Raw genomic sequence first — 19225 nt, 5'->3', positions numbered from 1 at the left:
TGCCGATGGAGCGCGACGCCCCACCAGCATCGCTTATTTCCACCAGTATTCGACCTGCAATCCGACGTTCGCACCGTGGCGTGCACTGCCGAAGGCACCGGTGTCGGACAGCGCCGAACCTTGGGCCAGTTCATTGGCCGCACGTTTGGCGGCCTCGTTCCAGGTGGCGTACGTGTAATACAGACGCACCTCAGGGCGCGCCCAGAACTCCGGGCCCTTGGGTGACCAGGTCGGGGCAACGGTGAACTTGCTCAGCTTGCGCGTGCCGCCCGGCGCTTCGACTTGATCGTGGCCCAGTTCCGTCACCAGTTTGAACTGTTCGGTGAACGCATAAGTCGGGCGCACGCCCAGAGAAATCCAGTTCTGGTCAGCACCGTCCGGGCGAATGTCTTTCTGATACACCGCCTCGAACTGCCCGCCGAAACGTGGCGTTACCTGCCAGTCGAAAAACTCGACGATCCGATAACTTTTATTGCTGTCGTCCAGTTTGACGTTGCCGGTGTAGCCCAGCCCGGTGCCGGGGCCTTCACCATATTGCAGGGCCAGTTTGTTCTTGCCGCCCAGAAAGTCCTTCTGCACATGCTGAGTGGTGATTGCCCAACCACGGTGGGCGTCACGGCTATCGGGCTTGTCGATATAACTCAAGCCGAACTCAAGCTGACCGCCCGGGTTGGTATTGAAACCGGCCACGTTGAAGTCGTGCCGGTTGATGTAGTCCTTTTGGTACAGGTTGTCCTTGCGCGAAAAGGCGTAGCTGTATTTCAGGTCGCCGATCAACACATCCTCGATCCCGCCGCCCGTAGCGCTCTGGTTCCAGTAGTAGAAATCGGAAATGTGGATGTCATTACGCTTGTAGTAGCGGCGGCCCGCCCAGAGTGAACCGCCATTGAGCGCGGGCAGGTTCGACCACTGTGCGTAGGCCTGCGGCAGGCGAATCGAGCCGTTGTCGTCCTTGAACGTGGGCCGGCGGTCGTAGCGGTTGTACAGCGAGGCCATGCCATCAACGCTAAGCACCGAGCCGTCGTCGAGGGTGTACAAATCCTGGCGTAGCTCAAGCTCGCCATACTGTTCGCACTCGTTGCCCAAACGGTATTTGGTCTGCGCGCCCGGCAACTGGAAACACGATTGGCCACCGCCCTGGGTCGAGCTGCCGACGCCACTGCGCAAGTAACCGCCGAACTCCAGCGCTTGTGATGTTTGTGGTAACGCCAGGCAAAAACCTGCGACTGCAAGGCTACGATTTATTGTTGTTTTCATAAGCCACCCCATTATTTTTGTTGTGTGATTGCATGAAATCGGCGCGCAAAACTCTCCCGCGCAGGGTTCTGCGTGTTTTTTGAAACACTGTTTTTGGTTAGGTGTCAGGGTCGATCAGATGCAGGGCGAACGATTCGTAAGGTCGCAAACTCACCCGTCGATTGCGCAATGGACAGTGCGGATAATTACTTATCAACAACCGCTGGCTCAGCGACTCGTCGATCTCTATCGGCAGTTCGACGTCACACGGTGTGCCATAGAAATTGTTCACCACCAGCAGGCGCTCCCCCGTCCCTTCGCGCAGGTAGGCCCAGACCTGCTTGTGCTCGGGCAGCAACTGTCGATAGACGCCCTCTGAGATCAACGCCTCTGTGCGCCGTAACGCAATCAAATGGCGGTAGTGATGCAGCACCGACTCCGGGTCATCGCGCTGGTTGGCGACGTTGATGTGCGCGGCATTGGCCGGCACCCCGATCCACGGCTCGCCACGGCTGAAACCGGCATTGGGCTCGGCGTTCCAATGCATCGGCGTGCGCCCGTTGTCACGGGACTTCTGCATGATCGCCGCCATGTTCTCGACATCACTGGCTCCCGCTTCACGCTTGAGCCGGAAGATGTTCAGCGTTTCGACATCGCGGTACTGATCGATATGCTCGAAACCCGGATTGGTCATCCCCAGTTCTTCGCCCTGATACACGAACGGCGTGCCCTGCAGGCAGTGCAGCGCGGTGCCGAGCATCTTCGCCGAGAGTTCCCGATACTCGCCGTCGTCGCCGAAACGCGAAACCACGCGCGGCTGATCGTGGTTACACCAGAACAGCGCGTTCCAGCCACCACCGGCCTGCATGCCGGTCTGCCAGTCAGACAGAATCTGCTTGAGCTGCAGGAAATCGAATTCAGCGTGAACCCACTTTTGCAGGTTCGGATAATCGACTTTCAAGTGATGAAAGTTGAAGGTCATCGACAGTTCTTTTGATTGCGGATTCGAGTAACGAATGCAGTGTTCCAGGCGGGTGGACGACATCTCGCCGACGTTGATCAGGTCGTGCCCTTCGAAGACTTCGCGGTGCATCTGCTGCAAGTACTCGTGGACGTTCGGGCCATCGGTATAGAAGCGTCGGCCGTCGCTGTTGTCCTCGGGAAAATCTGCCGGTTTGGAGATCAGATTGATGACGTCCAGACGGAAACCACCCACGCCCTTGTCCCGCCAGAAGCGCATCATCTTGAACACTTCGGCGCGCACCTTGGGGTTATCCCAATTCAGATCAGCCTGGGTGTGGTCGAACAGGTGCAGGAAGTATTGGCCAGTCTGGGCTTCGTACTCCCAGGCAGAACCACCAAACTTGGATTCCCAGTTGTTCGGCTGATCGCGCCAGATATAGAAGTCGCGATAGGGATTGTCGAGGCTGCTGCGCGCCTGCTGGAACCAGACGTGTTCGATCGAAGTGTGGTTGACCACGATATCGAGCATCAGCTTGATCCCGCGCTTGCCGGCTTCGGCGATCAGCAACTCGCAATCGGCCATGCTGCCGTAACTCGGGTCGATCGCGTAGTAATCGCTGATGTCGTAGCCGTTGTCCCGTTGCGGCGAGCGCAGGAATGGGGTGATCCACAAATAATCGACACCCAGCCAATGCAGGTAATCGAGCTTGGCCACGATCCCGAGCAAATCACCTGTCGGGTTGCCTGCGTGGCTGTAAAAACTCTTCGGGTAGATCTGGTAGATCACCGAACGTTGCCAGTCTTGCATGGCTCAATTCCTTCAATAAATGGAAGCGTCAGGCAACCCGATATCCAGGCCGGACAATCTTCATGCTCAGTGCACAGGTCAAAACAAACGGAACAACCATGGCGATGACCATCCCGATCACAAACATCGGGATGAACTGCGGAATGATCGAGATGAAACCGGGCAGGCCTCCGACGCCGATGGCCGATGCCTGAACCTTGTTCAGCGACAGGAAGATGCAGCCCATTGCCGACCCCGTCAGTGCGGCATAGAACGGAAACTTGTAGCGCAGATTGACCCCGAACATGGCCGGTTCAGTGATACCGAAATACGCGGAAATCGCCGAGGTCGACGCCATGCTCTTGTCCCGCGCGTTGCGCGTCATATAGAACACCGCCAGCGCAGCACTGCCTTGGGCGAGGTTCGACATGACGATCATCGGCCAGATGAAGGTGCCGCCTTGGGTCGAGATCAATTGCAGATCGACCGCGAGAAACATGTGGTGCATGCCGGTGATGACCAGTGGCGCGTACAGCAGTCCGAATATCGCCCCGCCGACCATCGGTGCCAGGTCAAACAGCATGACCACGCCTTCGGTGATGAGGATGCCGATGTGGCGCGTCACCGGGCCGATCACGGCCAGCGCCAGCACGCCGGTGACGACGATGGTGGTGATCGGCACCACCAGCAACTGCACCGCGTTGGGCACGCGCGCCCGCAACCATTTTTCGATGACGCTCATGACATAGGCGGCCAGCAATATCGGCAGGATCTGCCCCTGATAGCCGACTTTCTCTATTTGAAAAAGACCAAGGATGTCGAAGTACGGCATTTGCTGGCCGTCCAGCCCGGCCACGGCCTTGCCGTAGCTCCAGGCGTTGAGCAGGTCCGGATGAACCAGCATCAGGCCGAGCACAATGCCGAGGATTTCACTGCCGCCAAAACGCTTGGCCGCCGACCAGCCCACCAGCGCCGGCAAAAACACAAACGAGGTGTTCGCCATCAGATTGATCAGGCTCCAGAGCCCGTCGAGTTTCGGGTAGGCATCCAGCAGGGTCTGCCCCTCGATGAACATGCCCTTGGCACCCAGCAGGTTGTTGATGCCCATCAGCAGACCGGCAATGATCAGCGCCGGAAGGATGGGCATGAACACATCGGAAAACACCCGCACCAGACGTTGCATGGCGTTGATCTTCTCGACACTTTTCTGTTTAACGTCGGCGATGGTCGCTGCGGCGAGACCGGTCTGTCGGCGCAATTCGGCGTAGACCTTTTCCACTTCACCCGGACCGATCACCACCTGATACAGGCCACCGGTGAAGAACGACCCTTTGACCAGATCGATCTGGTTGAGCGTGGCGCTGTCGACCAGGCCGGGATTCTTCAGGGCCAGACGCAAGCGCGTGACGCAATGCGCGGCTTGTTCGAGGTTGTCGCTGCCACCGAGGCTTTGCAGCAACTCGCTGGCGATGTTCGGATAGTCATGGCTCATGCTTGTTCTTCCACCGTGAATTGTTGTTATTGGCAGCACGCCGAAGCGAAAAATACTCGTCTGTACGAGTTAATGCAACAACTCGTACAGACGAGTTTGTTTTTGCATATTCCCGTCAGATCGGCAGCGAATTTTCCTACCCTACCCTTGGGTGATTTCCATTCCCCACATGGACAAAGCCCTACCCTGCCCTTAAGGTTCGACGTTTTGAGCACAGTCGGCACAGAGCAGCCTACCCATGAGCAAATACAACCGGATCTATAGCGATCTGCTGGCCAGCATCACGACTGAACGCCTGGAACGCGGCGCCCGTCTGCCTTCGGAAACCGAACTGATGGACAGCTATCAGGCCAGCCGCGGCACCGTACGCAAGGCCATCGAGCAACTTCAGGAGCGCGGTTTCGCCCAGAAGATCCATGGCAAAGGTACGTTCGTGCTGTCGACCAACCCGATCGAGTTCCAGCTCGGCGGCATCGTCAGCTTCCAGGAAACCTATCCGCGACTGGGCAACGACGTCAGCACCGAAGTCGTCGAACTGACGCAAATCACACTGGAAGGTGCTCTGCTCGAACACATCAACGCCGAGCCCGGCAGCCCCATCACGCGAGTCAAACGGGTGCGGCGCATCGACGGCAAACGGGTGATTCTCGACATCAACCATTTCGTTACCGAGGTGATTCCAGGCCTGTCCCTCGATATCGCCAAGCAGTCGATTTACGCCTACATCGAACAGACCTTGCAGCTGCAGATCGCCTACGCCCAACGCACCATCGAGGCGGTGCCGCGCAGCAAGGATGATCAGTTGCACCTTGATCTCGATGAGCAAAGCCATGTGATCGTGGTCAGCAACCAGACTTTCCTCCAGGACGGTCGGCAGTTCGAGTACACCGAGTCCCGACACACGCTGGACAAGTTCTACTTCTCCGACGTGGCACGGCGCTGACCGCAGCACGTTTTCGACGGCAATGTGCGGTACATAGGTAGTGCACTCCCCTTGAGCGAATCGGCCATGCTCGGCCTTCGTTTCTCATGGATGGAGACAGCATGAACGCCCCCGTACAACGTCCTCAGCCCAATGCGGCAGATAAAGCGGCCCTCAAGGCAATGGCCACGACCATCGTGCAAAATTGTCCGGGCCTGCACGACACGGCACATGAAGCCGCCCGTCATCTGTTACAAGAAAAAGGTCTAGCGAATCTTGACCCGGATCAGGTCTATTTTCATCGATTCAAGGCCGCCCAGAGCAGCACCCGGTCATTTACCGGCTGGGAGCACGTGCGCGAAAAACCCTACGAATCGATGACCCTCACCCAACTGGTGATTCATCGTTTTCGCGCCACCGACCAGGACAACGCCGATCTGCTGGATCTCTACGCCGGTTTCTACAAGGATGGGCCCCAGACCGAAAATTTCGACCACCGCAACGAAGTGCGTCTGCACGGCAACGAGGTGCTCAACACTTTTTGGGATATCGACTTCAGCACGCGATACAACGACAGGTTGACGGCTTTCTGGAACACGCACGCCGATGATTTCCGCACGCTGGCCAAGTGCAACTTCCTCAGCCGAGCCGTGCAGGCACTGGAAGTCGGGCAATTGACCGGTACGGATTTCCAGTGGATCGTCGATTCGGTGATCGGGCCTGTCACCTGGCCGATGAACCTCTCTACGCTACAAACGCCTCATGCGGCGGGCAATGAGGTGCGTGCGTTCGATATCGACGGCCATACGGCCAGCAACCTGCTGCGCATTGTCGATCCGGTTGGTCGGCAGATTCTCTATCTGCCCGGTGAGGTCCTGACGTTCGTAGTGCTGGAAACCTCAGCGGACATGCATTGGTGGGTTCTAGAGCAGATGAATCACGACACGCGGCGCAAGCATTTGCTCAATCACTTTCCACTCGCCGAACGTCAGCAGATGACCGAGAACATCACCGATTTGATGAATCGTCTGGTCAGCACCTGGGGCCGTACCGATCACCACCTGATCAATCGGCACAACCTGGCGATCAGTGGTGATGCGTTCAGTTGGTTGCGTGATTCGACCCGCAACGCAATGTTTGCCGAAGCCAGCCTGTCCCTGACCTCCAATGGTGACCTGCGCAAAAAACTATGGATCGGGTATCTGAGCGCCGGCCTCAAGGTTTTTGGCCCGATGGCCGCTGTAGGCTGGCCGGTCGCACTGCCGGTCATTGGCGCCAGCATCGTCAGCATGGGGCTGAACATCGATCAGGCGGTCAACGGCACAACCGCCCGTGATCGTCACGCAGGCGTACTGGGTGCAGTGCTGAGCGGGATTGACGCGCTGTTTAACGTTCCCTTCCTCAAGGGCACCGGCTCGATGCTGGAGGTGGGAGCCGAGGTGGAAGCGGCCGAGGTGGAAGCGGCCGAGGCAGCAGAAATGGCTGAGCTGACCGCGTCCACGTCGGCACCGGAGCTGACGGATCCGCGGGTCGAACAACAGGAACTCATCGTTGCGGTCGAGCCAGACGTTATTGCTCCTGGCCCTGAAGCGTCCGGGTCGACCCCGGCGCAAAGCGCTCTAGCGCCGCCGATTCCTGACAAATACTTGTGCAACGAACTGCTCGACGGCCTGGATATGCAGACCGAACCCGGACAGTTCCAAGGCATCTTTCGACTCGACAGCGATCCGCCTTACGCCATTCTGATAAATGACAACCCGTACTATGTGCGCTATTTCGGCGACTATAGCGAAGGCGGCTATTGGGCTATCGTGGACCCGGACAGACCCAATCAGTTTGTTCATTCCTTGCCGGTACGCCTGAATGCCGCTGGCGAATGGGAGCGAATGCAGTCGTTGCGCCTCAACGGCGGCGGCCAATGCATGGGAAAAACCTGCGTTCCCGATATTCCGCTCGCCCCCCTTGAACCGACCGGGCCTGAGGCAACCGCTCAACCGCAGGTCGAATCACATACTCCGGTATCACGCCCACTGCGCATAGTGAACTCTGCCTACGATATCGAACCGACTGTGCGCAGTTCGATAAGAGCCTGGGCACTGAACCTGACCGAAACCCATGCCCAACTGATGCCAAATGCCGACGGTAGCTTCAGCATGCACGACCCCTTTGAATTGTATGCCGTGGGCAAGCGCAAACTGCTGCAGGCCGGCGCGAGAAAATTTTTCAGCAATCTTCCGTGGATCACCCCGCCTCCCCGGCCCGCCATGACCGCCATCAGTACGCCGATTTCAATTTCAGAGTTCATTGATCGCATCTTTGAATCTGCACCCGGACTGGTAGTGGGTGAAACGCTGAACCGAATTGCCAGCATGCGCTTCATGATCGAACACATGCCAGCGCTGGCCAGGCACGCCAAAACCCTTTACCTGCGTGGCGTGCTCAGTGACTTCGCTCAAGTGGAATTGAACCGCTACTTCACATCCGGCAGCCTGTCGGCAGAGTTACGAACCTACCTGAGCAGCCTGGGCACCGATCCTACGGGGCGATTCAATGCGCTGGAACTGGTCAAGGCAGCCAAGGCCAACGGTGTGCGCATCCAGGGCATAGACTGCGCAGCGAGCTACAAAATGAAGTCACCGCTGTCGCCCTATGACGAACAAATGATGGGCACCTATCTGGCAAGCGACATCATGACGGGTGACACCTACCTCAACAGCCCGAAAAAATGGATCGCGCTGACCGGTGTGCAAAACACCAACACACTGAGAGGTCTGCCTGGTCTCAGCGAAATAAAGGGCGCTATCGGTTTGCGCATCGAGGAAGCCGGAATGGTTGACACCCTGCAAGTCGACGCCGACCCGGGTATCGAAGTGCGTCGAGGATCATTTTCAAATGGTGCAGCGACACAGACTAACGATGTCCTTCGCGCTGACTTTCGCCTGCGAATGCCAGCCGAACCGGTGGCCTGGAATGAGGAGACACTGGAGAACCTGCTGCACAGGCGTGGCATGTATATGATCCAGAAAACCGCAGACACTTACACCGTGTTGCACCGTAGCAAGCAAGGCATGCTCGTGCGTACGCCTGTGGCGAATCTGGCCGACGGCGGCATTTCCCTGCATCGTCCCGCATGGACTCGGGTAAACGACGTCAAGTTCGCCAACATCGAGGAAATGTCGCTACGACTGACAGAGATGGGGCTGGCGCTACAGAGCAGTCTCCCTGACTGACATCCACGTCAGAAACGAAAAACCCCTGGCCTGGGCCAGGGGTTTTCTGTCACTCAATGCAAGCATCGAAGTGCAGCAGGATCATTCCCACTCAATCGTCGCCGGCGGCTTGCTCGACACGTCGTAAGTAACGCGCGAAATACCTTCGATTTCATTGATGATGCGGCCGGAAACGGTTTCCAGCAGTTCGTAAGGCAGGTGTGCCCAACGCGCGGTCATGAAGTCGATGGTTTCCACGGCACGCAGGGCCACGACCCAGGCGTAACGACGGCCATCGCCGACCACGCCAACCGATTTCACGGGCTGGAACACCACGAACGCCTGGCTGACTTTGTGGTACCAGTCGGCCTTGCGCAGTTCTTCAATGAAGATGTGGTCGGCACGACGCAGCAGGTCGGCGTATTCCTTTTTCACTTCACCGAGGATGCGTACGCCAAGGCCCGGGCCCGGGAACGGGTGACGGTAGACCATGTCGTACGGCAGGCCCAGTTCCAGGCCCAGACGACGGACTTCGTCCTTGAACAGTTCGCGCAGTGGCTCGACCAGTTTCAGGTTCATCTCTTCCGGCAGACCGCCCACGTTGTGGTGCGACTTGATCACGTGCGCCTTGCCGCTTTTCGCGCCAGCCGACTCGATCACGTCCGGGTAGATGGTGCCCTGAGCGAGGTACTTGATGTTATCCAGCTTGCAGGATTCGGCATCAAATACATCAATGAACGTGCGACCGATGATCTTGCGTTTCTTCTCCGGGTCGGCTTCGCCGGCCAGGTTGTTCAAGAACTGGTCTTCGGCGTTGGCGCGGATCACTTTGACGCCCATGTTCTCGGCGAACATGGCCATCACTTGCTCGCCTTCGTGCAGACGCAGCAGGCCGTTGTCGACGAACACGCAGGTCAGCTGATCGCCGATGGCTTTGTGCAGCAGCGCCGCAACCACCGAGGAGTCAACACCGCCGGACAGCCCCAGCAGCACGTTGTCGGTGCCGACCTGTGCGCGGATGTTGGCGATGGCATCTTCAGCGATCTTCGACGGCGTCCACAGGGCTTCGCAACCGCAGATGTCGAGAACGAAACGCGACAGGATGCGGCCGCCCTGTTTGGTGTGGGTCACTTCCGGGTGGAACTGCACGCCATAGTAGCCACGGTCGTCGTTGAACATGCCGGCGATCGGGCAGCTCGGGGTGCTGGCCAAGATGTGGAAGTCTTCCGGCATCCTGGTGACCTTGTCACCGTGGCTCATCCATACGTCGAGGCCGAACAGGCCGTCGGCGTCGATGTGGTCTTCGATGCCGTCGAGCAGGCGGCTCTTGCCGACCACATCAACGCGGGCGTAACCGAACTCACGCAGTTCGGAACCTTCAACCTTGCCGCCCAGTTGCTCGGCCATGGTCTGCATGCCGTAGCAGATACCGAAGACCGGTACGCCCAGGTCAAACACAGCTTGTGGGCAGCGCGGGCTGTTGGCTTCGTGCACGGACTCGGGGCCGCCGGCGAGGATGACGCCTTTCGGAGCGAATTCGCGAATCGCATCCTCGTCCATGTCGAACGGGTGCAGTTCGCAGTACACACCGATCTCGCGCACGCGGCGGGCAATCAGTTGGGTATATTGCGAACCGAAGTCGAGGATCAGGATGCGGTGAGCGTGAATATCGAGGGCCATGATTCAGTCTCGTCTAAGTCATTCAGAAACAGTCGTGATTCAGAAACAACTCGGGGCTGAATAAAACAGCCCCGGTTGCTTAGCTTGTTGCTTGAAGGCTCAACCTACGCGGTAGTTTGGCGCTTCCTTGGTGATCTGCACGTCGTGAACGTGGGATTCGGCCATGCCAGCGCCGGTGATCCGCACGAACTCAGGCCTGGTACGCATCTCTTCGATGTTGGCGCTACCGGTGTAGCCCATCGAGGAACGCAGACCGCCCATCAACTGGTGAATGATCGCGCTCAAGGTGCCTTTGTAAGGAACCCGGCCTTCGATGCCTTCCGGAACGAGTTTCTCGGCGCCTGCCGAGGAGTCCTGGAAGTAACGGTCGGAGGAGCCCTGAGCCTGGGACATGGCGCCCAGCGACCCCATGCCACGATAAGCCTTGTACGAACGGCCCTGGAACAGTTCGATCTCGCCCGGCGCTTCTTCAGTACCGGCGAACATCGAGCCCATCATCACGCAGGAGGCACCGGCTACGATGGCCTTGGACAGGTCACCGGAGAAACGGATGCCGCCGTCGGCGATCAACGGTACGCCGGTGCCTTCAAGGGCTGCGGCAACGTTGGCGATGGCACTGATTTGCGGGACGCCGACACCGGCGACGATACGGGTGGTGCAGATCGAGCCAGGGCCGATACCGACCTTGACGGCGTCGGCACCCGCTTCGGCCAGGGCCTTGGCGGCTGCGCCGGTGGCGATGTTGCCGCCAATCACCTGCACTTCAGGGAAATTCTCTTTGACCCAGCGAACGCGGTCGATCACGCCTTTGGAGTGACCGTGAGCGGTGTCGACCACCACCACGTCCACACCGGCATTGACCAGCGCAGCGACACGATCACCGGTGTCTTTACCGGTGCCGACAGCAGCACCAACGCGCAGACGACCTTGATCGTCCTTGCTGGCCAGCGGGTAGGCTTTGGCTTTTTCGATGTCGTTGACCGTCATCATGCCTTTGAGGGCAAATTTGTCGTCGACGATCAGTACGCGCTCAATGCGGTGTTTGTGCAGCAGTTCACGCACGTCGTTCTTGTCGGCGCCTTCCTTGACCGTGACCAGACGCTCTTTAGGCGTCATCACTTCGCGGACGGTGGCATCCAGGCGGTTTTCAAAGCGCACGTCACGGGAAGTGACGATGCCGACCAGGTCGCCATCGTGCAGTACCGGAACGCCGGAAATGTTGTGCATGCGGGTCAATTCAAACAGATCACGAACCGTGGCATCGGCCTCGATGGTGATTGGATCCTTGACGACGCCGGCTTCGAACTTCTTGACCTTGCGAACTTCGGCAGCTTGCTGCTCGATGGTCATGTTCTTGTGGATAATGCCGATGCCACCTTCCTGAGCCATGGCAATTGCCAGACGGGCTTCAGTGACGGTGTCCATGGCGGCAGAAACCAGAGGAATATTCAGCTCGATGCCACGGGTAAGGCGGGTCTTGAGACTGACTTCGTTAGGAAGCACCTCGGAATAACCAGGCACTAGTAGAATGTCGTCGAATGTCAGAGCTTCTTGGCTGATACGCAGCATCGCGGGGGCTCCCGAGCGGGAAAATGGAAGCGCGCCATTATAGTCAGACACCCCCCGCTGTTCAATGTAAAACTCCGCTTAATATCAATGTTGCTGATATACGGAGATCCCCGCCGCTACAGCTCCACCTTGACCCAAGAGACAGGTTGATCGAGCCAATCAGCAAACTCATCGATAAAGCTTTGCTTGAACCCTGCTTCCAGCCAGTTGTTGAAGATGAAACCAAGGTTGGAAAACGCACATTCCTGCAAATACAGGAAACCGTTGATGTCATCTTCATGGCCGCATTCCGGGCAGGTGAAGTTGTCGGTGCGCCCCGGCATCCAGTCTTCGAGGCTTTCGAACAACGCTTCGCCGACCTCACGACGGCACTCGGCGCAACCGGCCTCTTCGAGAAAGCCCTTGGCCGGGGTGTAGATGCAGCGTTTAGTGACAATCTCCAACCCGTTGATCGGCTCACCGAACGGCAACGCCTGCGGGTGCAACACCACGGCCCGCGCGCCATCGGCAATGGCGTAAGCCATGCGGTTACCGGTGCGGCCACAGGTCGTCAGTTCTTCCTTGATGATGTTCTTGCGCACCAGCCAGCGCACGATCGCCCGGGCCCGGGGTTCGTGGACCGGCAGGGTGGAGATTTTCGGGACAATGATGCTTTGCGAATTCATGGAAAAACCTGCGGTGTGGCTTCTGACGCCTGCGCCGGCAAGGTCGCTCCACAGTGGCCTCCATCGTTCACACATCGCGTGTACAGCAGAGATACCTTGAGGGAGCGGGTTGCCCGCGAAGACGCCCTAAAGGCCGGCAGCTTAAGCCCTGACGAAATCCGGTCAAGTGCCGAGTGGACATGTGGTGATTGGCAGGCGAATGCCTTTAAACTGCGCCCCATGATTAAAGACCCCTTTGCAAGACTCGGCCTGGACCGTGAAGTCCTGACTGTCAGCCAGCTCAACGGCCGCGCGCGGGTGTTGCTGGAAGACGTGTTCAGCAATATCTGGGTCGAAGGCGAAATATCCAACCTCGCCCGCCCGGCGTCCGGCCATATCTATTTCACCCTCAAGGACAGTGGCGCGCAGGTGCGTTGTGCACTGTTCCGGCAGAACGCGGCGCGGGTGCGTCAGGCGTTGAAAGACGGCCTGGCGGTGAAGGTGCGCGGCAAGGTCTCGCTGTTCGAGGGCCGTGGCGACTATCAGCTGATTCTCGACACCGTAGAACCGGCCGGTGATGGCGCCCTGCGTCTGGCCTTCGATGCGCTGAAGGAAAAGCTCAGCGCCGAAGGTCTGTTCAGCGCTGAACGCAAAGTGCCGCTGCCAGCGCATCCGCAACGCATCGGCATCATCAGTTCGCCGACCGGCGCGGTCATCCGCGACATTATCAGTGTGTTCCGCCGCCGTGCGCCGCAGGTCCAACTGACATTGATTCCCACCGCCGTGCAGGGCCGCGAAGCCACCGCGCAGATTGTCCGTGCTTTGAAAATGGCCGATGCCCGTGGTTTTGACGCACTGATCCTCGCTCGCGGCGGTGGTTCGCTGGAAGACCTCTGGTGCTTCAACGAAGAAGCCGTGGCCCGTGCGGTCGATGCCTGTGTCACACCGATTGTCAGCGCGGTCGGCCATGAAACCGACGTGTCGATCAGCGACTTTGTTGCCGACGTGCGGGCACCGACGCCGTCCGCGGCCGCCGAATTGCTCGCCCCCGATTCCAGCCATCTGATCCGTCAGGTCGAAAGCCTGCATCGCCGCTTGGTGATGCGTATGCGTGACCGTTTGATGCGTGATCGCCTGCGACTGGAAGGCATGGCGCGTCGCCTGCGCCATCCCGGCGAACGTCTGCGCCAGCAGGCTCAGCGCCTGGATGATCTGGACATGCGCCTGCGCCGGGCGTTCGAACGCAGCTTGAATACCCGTCGAGAACGCCTGATCCGCCTGCAAACCCGCCTCGCCGGGCAACATCCGGGGCGGCAACTGGCAATGTTGCGCCAGCGTCTCGATAGCCTCGCCGAGCGTCTGCCACGCGCGATGCGTGAAGGCCTGAAAAGCCGTCGCCTGCAACTGCACAGCCAAATGCAGACACTGCACGTGGTCAGCCCATTGGCGACCCTCGGCCGCGGTTACAGCATTTTGCTCGACGAGCGCGGCAACGCGATTCGCAACGCGGCGCAAACCCATACCGGCCAGCGCCTGAAAGCCAAACTGGGCGAAGGCGAACTGCAAGTGCGCGTCGAAGACAATCATCTGACGCCTGTCACCCTCTCTTTACTGGACTGATCCATGCCGCGTTTTCTGGCTCCACTGTTGCTCCTGTGCCTGACTTTCAATGCCCACGCCGACAGTTACATCACCCGGATGCTGAACAAACCGGTGCCGGGCGGCGTCGCCGTGGTTGATCTGGGCGTATCGAGCCAAGCGCCTAAAGCTACTTATCAAGGCAAACCGGTACTGGTGGTCAAGGAACAGAACAACTGGCTGGCGATCGTCGGTGTGCCGCTGACGGTCAAGCCCGGCGCGCAACAGATCAGCAGCGGCGGACGCAATCTGCCGTTCACGGTCGGAAACAAGAAATACCCGGAACAACGCATCACCCTGAAGAACACTCAGCAGGTCAATCCAAACCCGGCCAACCTCAAGCGCATACAGGGTGAACTGGCCGAACAGATCAAGGCTTACCGCAGCTTCAGCCCGAACACGCCGAGCAATCTGCTGCTGGACAAACCGGTCAACGGGCCACTGTCGAGCAAGTTCGGTGTGCGCCGCTTCTTTAATGGTGAAGAACGCAACCCCCACGCGGGCCTAGATTTTGCGGTGCCGGCAGGCACGCCGATCAAGACCCCGGCGGCAGGCAAGGTGATCCTGATCGGCAACTATTTCTTCAACGGCAACACTGTGTTTGTCGACCATGGGCAGGGCTTTATCAGCATGTTCTGCCATATGTCGAAAATTGATGTGAAGGTTGGCGATCAATTGGCCCGTGGCGGCGTGGTGGGCAAGGTGGGGGCGACCGGCCGGGCGACCGGGCCGCACATGCACTGGAATGTCAGCCTGAATGATGCGCGGGTCGATCCGGCGATCTTTATCGGCGCTTTCCAGCCCTGAGTCATGCGCTGAGGCCGCAGGCCTCTTCGCGAGCAAGCCCGCTCCCACACAGGTTGGTGGTGTTCACGAGATGCGTGTGCGACACGGACAATGCGGGAGCGGGCTTGCTCGTGAAGGCGTCGTGACTGTCACCGAAAAGCGATTGCGCCCGTATCGAACCTCGCGCAAACATCCATACGATTCCCGCCATAGCGCACAATAAAATCGTGCAAATCTGTACTTTTCGAGTATTCCTCTCAATTTTTTCCGACTGCTTGCCATCCTTCCCACCCGCGGTTAGGGTTGAGGGCATGAAAACCTCTCACACCCTCATTCAGCTTCGCCAGCACCGCAGCCTGTGCCTCGTCAGCGCACGACTGCGAGGCTGAATCGCTACGCCTCGTCCCACGCTTTTCCAAGAACATTCGTTCCACCGGCAGGCCGCCTCTTTTCGGCCCAGACAATAAGGAATTTCCCGATGAGCATGCTCAAAGATCCGTCTTCGAAGTACCGTGCGTTTCCCGTCATCAACCTGCCGGATCGCACCTGGCCGTCAAAAACCATCGATGTCGCGCCGATCTGGTGCAGCTCCGACCTGCGTGACGGCAACCAGTCGCTGATCGAGCCAATGGATGCGGTGAAAAAGCTGCGTTTCTGGAAAACCCTCGTTCAAGTGGGCGTGAAGGAAATCGAAGCCTCCTTCCCGGCCGCGTCGCAAACCGACTTCGACTTTGTGCGCACCCTGATCGAAGAAGGCCACATCCCGGACGACACCACCATTCAGGTGCTGACCCAGGGTCGTGAAGACCTGATCGAGCGCACCTTCGAATCCCTGCGCGGTGCGAAGAAAGCCATCGTTCACCTGTACAACGCCACCTCGCCGTCCTTCCGTCGCATCGTCTTCAATCAGGACAAGGACGGCATCAAGGCCATCGCGGTCAACGCCGCCAAGCTGTTCGTCAAATACGCCGCGATGCAGCCGGACACCGAGTGGACGTTCGAATACTCGCCGGAAACCTTCAGCGCCACTGAGCTGGAGTTCGCCAAGGAAGTCTGTGACGCGGTGATCGAGGTCTGGAACCCGACGCCCGAGCACAAGATGATTCTCAACCTGCCGGCCACCGTGGAATGCGCGACCCCGAACATCTACGCCGACCAGATCGAATGGTTCGGCCGCAACATCAACCGTCGTGACAGCGTGATCATCAGCCTGCACACCCACAACGACCGTGGCACCGGCGTGGCTGCGACCGAGCTGGGCCTGATGGCGGGCGCCGATCGTGTCGAAGGCTGCCTGTTCGGTAACGGCGAGCGTACCGGTAACGTCGACCTCGTCACCGTGGCACTGAACCTGTACACCCAGGGCGTCAACCCTGAGCTGGACTTCTCCGACATCGACGGCGTGCGCAAAGTCGTCGAAGAATGCAACCAGATTCAGGTTCATCCACGTCACCCGTACGTTGGCGACCTGGTTCACACCGCCTTCTCCGGCTCCCACCAGGATGCGATCCGCAAGGGTTTCGCCCAGCAGAAACCCGATGCCCTGTGGGAAGTCCCGTACCTGCCGATCGATCCGGCCGACATCGGCCGCAGCTACGAGGCGGTGATCCGCGTCAACAGCCAGTCGGGCAAGGGCGGCATCGCTTATTTGCTGGAACAGGAATATGGCATCAGCCTGCCACGCCGCATGCAGATCGAGTTCAGCCAGGTCGTGCAGCGTGAAACCGACCGTCTGGGCCTGGAGATGTCCGCCAAGCAGATCCACTCGCTGTTGATCAGCGAATACCTGCAAGCCAACACCCCTTATGCTCTGGTCAGCCATCGCCTGCAGGAAGAAAACGGCAACAGCTCGGTCGAAGTGGAGGTGGCAAGCCAAGGTCAGGGCGAAACCAACCTGCACTGGCGCGGCAAAGGCAATGGTGCGCTGGAAGCACTGGTCGCTGGCCTGCCGATTCCGGTGGAGATCATGGACTACAACGAGCACGCGATCGGCGCGGGCACCAATGCCAAAGCGGCGGCCTACATCGAGCTGCGCGTGAACGGCGAACGTGCGGTGCACGGTGTGGGTATCGATGAGAACATCACCACGGCCAGCTTCAAGGCACTGTTCAGCGCACTCAACCGTTCGCTGAGCCAGCCGGAAGCGAAAGCGGCTTAAGCCATCGCTGAAACGCACAAGGCCCCGGAGTGCGAACGCCGGGGCCTTTTTTTGCCTGATGGTTTTGTGTTGCTCAATCTGGCCTCCCGCTCCCCCATTGGAACGCGGTCAACTGTGGGAGCGGGCTTGCTCGCGAAGATGGCCTGCCAGACACCGCAAATATCAGGTGAACTCGAAGGTATCGGCATCCAGATTCGCCGGAAAACGCTCACGGTAAGCAGCCAATGGCGCGGCCTCCAGCACAGCCCTGAACACCCCGTCAGCCTCCCCCGCCGCCAGCAAGGTTTCGCCCTGGAAATCCAGTACCTGACTGTCGCCGGTATACGCAAACCCCTTGCCGTCAGTGCCCACACGATTGACCGCCGCCACGTAGCACAGATTTTCGATGGCTCGCGCAGGCAGCAGGCGATTCCAGTGCAAACGCCGTGCACCCGGCCAATTAGCGGTGTACAGCAGCAGATCGGTGTCCTGCGCGTCACGACTCCACACCGGGAAGCGCAAGTCGTAGCAAATCAGCGGTCGAACCCTCCAGCCCTTGAGCTCGAACTGCACCTGACGTTCACCGGGGGTGTAGTGGTTGTGCTCGCCGGCCATGCGGAACAGGTGGCGCTTGTCGTAATGCCAGACTTCGCCGTCGGGCCTTGCCCACAACAAACGATTGCGGTGGCTACCGTCGGCGGCCTGAACGATCACGCTGCCGGTGATCACCGCATTGAGCTTGGCCGCCTGCACCCGCAGCCATTTGCTGGTAGGGCCATTCTCGGCTTCGGCGAGGGTTTCTGACTCCATGGAGAAGCCGGTGGTGAACATTTCCGGCAGGATGATCAGGTCCGCCCCACGCGCCTGCTCCAGTAACACCTCGAAATGCTCGAAGTTGGCTTGACGGTCATGCCATGCCAGGCAGGTCTGAATCAGTGCCAGATTGAGATCGGGTAACGCACTCAGATCGCGCATAGTTTGGCCGCCGCTTCGCGCAGCGTCTCCTCGCGTTTGGCGAAGCACAGGCGCACCAGGCGCTGGCCTTCGGGTGGTTTCTGGTAGAACACCGACACCGGAATACTCGCCACGCCATGCTCGCGGGTCATCCACATCGCCATCTCGACGTCGTTCAGGTCGGGACGTATCTGTGAGTAATCGACCAGTTGGAAGTAAGTACCGGTGACTCGGGTAAAGCTCAATCGCGACGGCGTCAGCAGATCACAGAACAGATCGCGCTTGGCCTGATAGAAACCTGGCAGCTCTTCGACGTGCTCAGGGTGTTGCGCCATGTAATCGGCCAAGGCGTATTGCAACGGCGTCACGCCGCAGAAACTGACGTACTGATGCACCTTGCGCAATTCAGCCGTCAGCGCGGGCGGTGCAACAACGTAACCGGTTTTCCAGCCCGTGACGTGGTAGGTCTTGCCAAACGAACTGACCACGAATGCGCGCTGATACAACGCTTCATGGGCCAGCACGCTGACATGTGGCGTGCCATCGAACACCAGATGTTCGTAGACTTCATCGCTGATCAAATAGATGTCACGATCGCGGATCAACGCCGCCAGTTGATCAAGCTCTGCGCGGCTGATCAGCGCTCCGCTCGGGTTATGCGGGGTGTTGAGGACGATCATTCGCGTGCGCGGACTCAGGGCAGCGGCAAGCTTGTCAAAATCGATGGAGAAATCGTCGGGCCTCAGTTGCACATGCACGCAGCGACCGCCGGCCAGTTCCGTCGCGGGTTCATAGCTGTCGTAGCACGGGTCGAAAACGATCACTTCGTCACCGCTGTGGATAACGGCCTGAATGGCACAGAAAATCGCCTGGGTTGCACCCGGCGTCACTGTCACTTCATTGTCGGCATCGACGCTCACGCCATAACTGCGGGCGATCTTCGCCGAAATCTGCTCACGCAGCGCTGGCAACCCGGTCATCGGCGAATACTGGTTATGGCCACTGGCAATATGCCGACCGACCGCATCGCGCAGGGACTGTGGGCCGTCGAAATCAGGAAAACCCTGGGACAGGTTGATGGCCCCGGTCTGCGCCGCGAGCTGAGACATCTGCGTGAAAATAGTGATGCCGACATTCGGCAGCTTACTGGTGATCATCCGGGTTCCCTGCTCTGCCCCCGGCTCTGACGACGGCGCGGGAGAGCCCGA

At 59.1% G+C, this 19225-nt stretch carries 13 protein-coding genes; 5 read left to right on the top strand and 8 right to left on the bottom strand.

Annotated elements, in window-relative coordinates; all coding sequences use genetic code 11:
- Nucleotides 1-33: 33 nt before the first annotated feature.
- From AACY11_RS23605 to treP, 3 genes are all read right to left on the bottom strand, one after another.
- Entirely contained in the window at nt 34-1257 is a 1224-nt protein-coding gene (locus tag AACY11_RS23605; RefSeq protein WP_339495821.1) for a maltoporin, read from the bottom strand.
- Nucleotides 1258-1354: 97 nt separating this feature from the next.
- On the bottom strand, nt 1355-3007 hold the full coding sequence (gene treC / locus AACY11_RS23600) for an alpha,alpha-phosphotrehalase (protein ID WP_339432843.1): 1653 nt from the start codon (nt 3005-3007) through the stop codon (nt 1355-1357).
- A 28-nt stretch (nt 3008-3035) separates the two neighbouring features.
- Nucleotides 3036-4478 (bottom strand): PTS system trehalose-specific EIIBC component, encoded by a 1443-nt coding sequence (gene treP / locus AACY11_RS23595; RefSeq protein WP_339495820.1) that lies wholly within the window; start codon nt 4476-4478, stop codon nt 3036-3038.
- Between the two features lie 238 nt (nt 4479-4716).
- On the opposite strand from treP, the gene treR reads away from it, so the two are divergent.
- The gene (gene treR / locus AACY11_RS23590) at nt 4717-5421 is read left to right on the top strand and encodes a trehalose operon repressor (protein WP_339432841.1); all 705 of its coding nucleotides are present in this window, start codon (nt 4717-4719) and stop codon (nt 5419-5421) included.
- Between the two features lie 101 nt (nt 5422-5522).
- Nucleotides 5523-8630, top strand: coding sequence for a membrane-targeted effector domain-containing toxin (locus AACY11_RS23585; RefSeq protein ID WP_339495819.1), 3108 nt, complete (start codon nt 5523-5525; stop codon nt 8628-8630).
- 81 nt (nt 8631-8711) lie between these two features.
- Here AACY11_RS23585 and guaA read toward each other — a convergent pair whose 3' ends face one another.
- The 3 genes from guaA to AACY11_RS23570 all read right to left on the bottom strand — a co-directional run bounded on the left by guaA (nt 8712) and on the right by AACY11_RS23570 (nt 12523).
- Complete coding sequence (gene guaA / locus AACY11_RS23580; protein WP_339432839.1) at nt 8712-10289, bottom strand: glutamine-hydrolyzing GMP synthase; 1578 nt, start codon at nt 10287-10289, stop codon at nt 8712-8714.
- 99 nt (nt 10290-10388) lie between these two features.
- A complete protein-coding gene (gene guaB, locus AACY11_RS23575; protein ID WP_339495818.1) occupies nt 10389-11858 on the bottom strand; it encodes an IMP dehydrogenase in 1470 nt (489 codons plus the stop codon).
- Nucleotides 11859-11974: 116 nt separating this feature from the next.
- Nucleotides 11975-12523, bottom strand: coding sequence for a sugar ABC transporter ATPase (locus AACY11_RS23570; protein ID WP_339432837.1), 549 nt, complete (start codon nt 12521-12523; stop codon nt 11975-11977).
- Nucleotides 12524-12742: 219 nt separating this feature from the next.
- On the opposite strand from AACY11_RS23570, the gene xseA reads away from it, so the two are divergent.
- The 3 genes from xseA (at nt 12743) to leuA (ending at nt 17084) form a co-directional block, all read left to right on the top strand.
- Entirely contained in the window at nt 12743-14122 is a 1380-nt protein-coding gene (gene xseA, locus AACY11_RS23565) for an exodeoxyribonuclease VII large subunit (RefSeq protein ID WP_339465874.1), read from the top strand.
- A 3-nt stretch (nt 14123-14125) separates the two neighbouring features.
- Nucleotides 14126-14947 carry a peptidoglycan DD-metalloendopeptidase family protein gene (locus AACY11_RS23560; protein ID WP_339465873.1) on the top strand — a complete coding sequence of 274 codons (822 nt, stop codon included), beginning with the start codon at nt 14126-14128 and terminating at the stop codon, nt 14945-14947.
- 457 nt (nt 14948-15404) lie between these two features.
- Nucleotides 15405-17084, top strand: a complete 1680-nt coding sequence (gene leuA / locus AACY11_RS23555; protein WP_339432834.1) for a 2-isopropylmalate synthase — start codon at nt 15405-15407, stop codon at nt 17082-17084.
- A 162-nt stretch (nt 17085-17246) separates the two neighbouring features.
- Here the strand turns inward: leuA and AACY11_RS23550 are convergent, their stop codons facing one another.
- The gene (locus AACY11_RS23550; RefSeq protein WP_339432833.1) at nt 17247-18038 is read right to left on the bottom strand and encodes an amidohydrolase; all 792 of its coding nucleotides are present in this window, start codon (nt 18036-18038) and stop codon (nt 17247-17249) included.
- A complete protein-coding gene (locus AACY11_RS23545) occupies nt 18026-19174 on the bottom strand; it encodes a pyridoxal phosphate-dependent aminotransferase (RefSeq protein ID WP_339432832.1) in 1149 nt (382 codons plus the stop codon). Before AACY11_RS23545 ends, AACY11_RS23550 begins: the two co-directional genes overlap by 13 nt.
- Nucleotides 19175-19225 lie beyond the last annotated feature (51 nt).

The organism is Pseudomonas sp. RA_105y_Pfl2_P56 (genome assembly GCF_963970845.1).
In the GTDB taxonomy this organism is placed as follows: domain Bacteria; phylum Pseudomonadota; class Gammaproteobacteria; order Pseudomonadales; family Pseudomonadaceae; genus Aquipseudomonas; species Aquipseudomonas baetica_A.
Note: the sequence above shows the minus strand (reverse complement) of the source record. Positions and strands in the feature narration are given on the sequence as shown.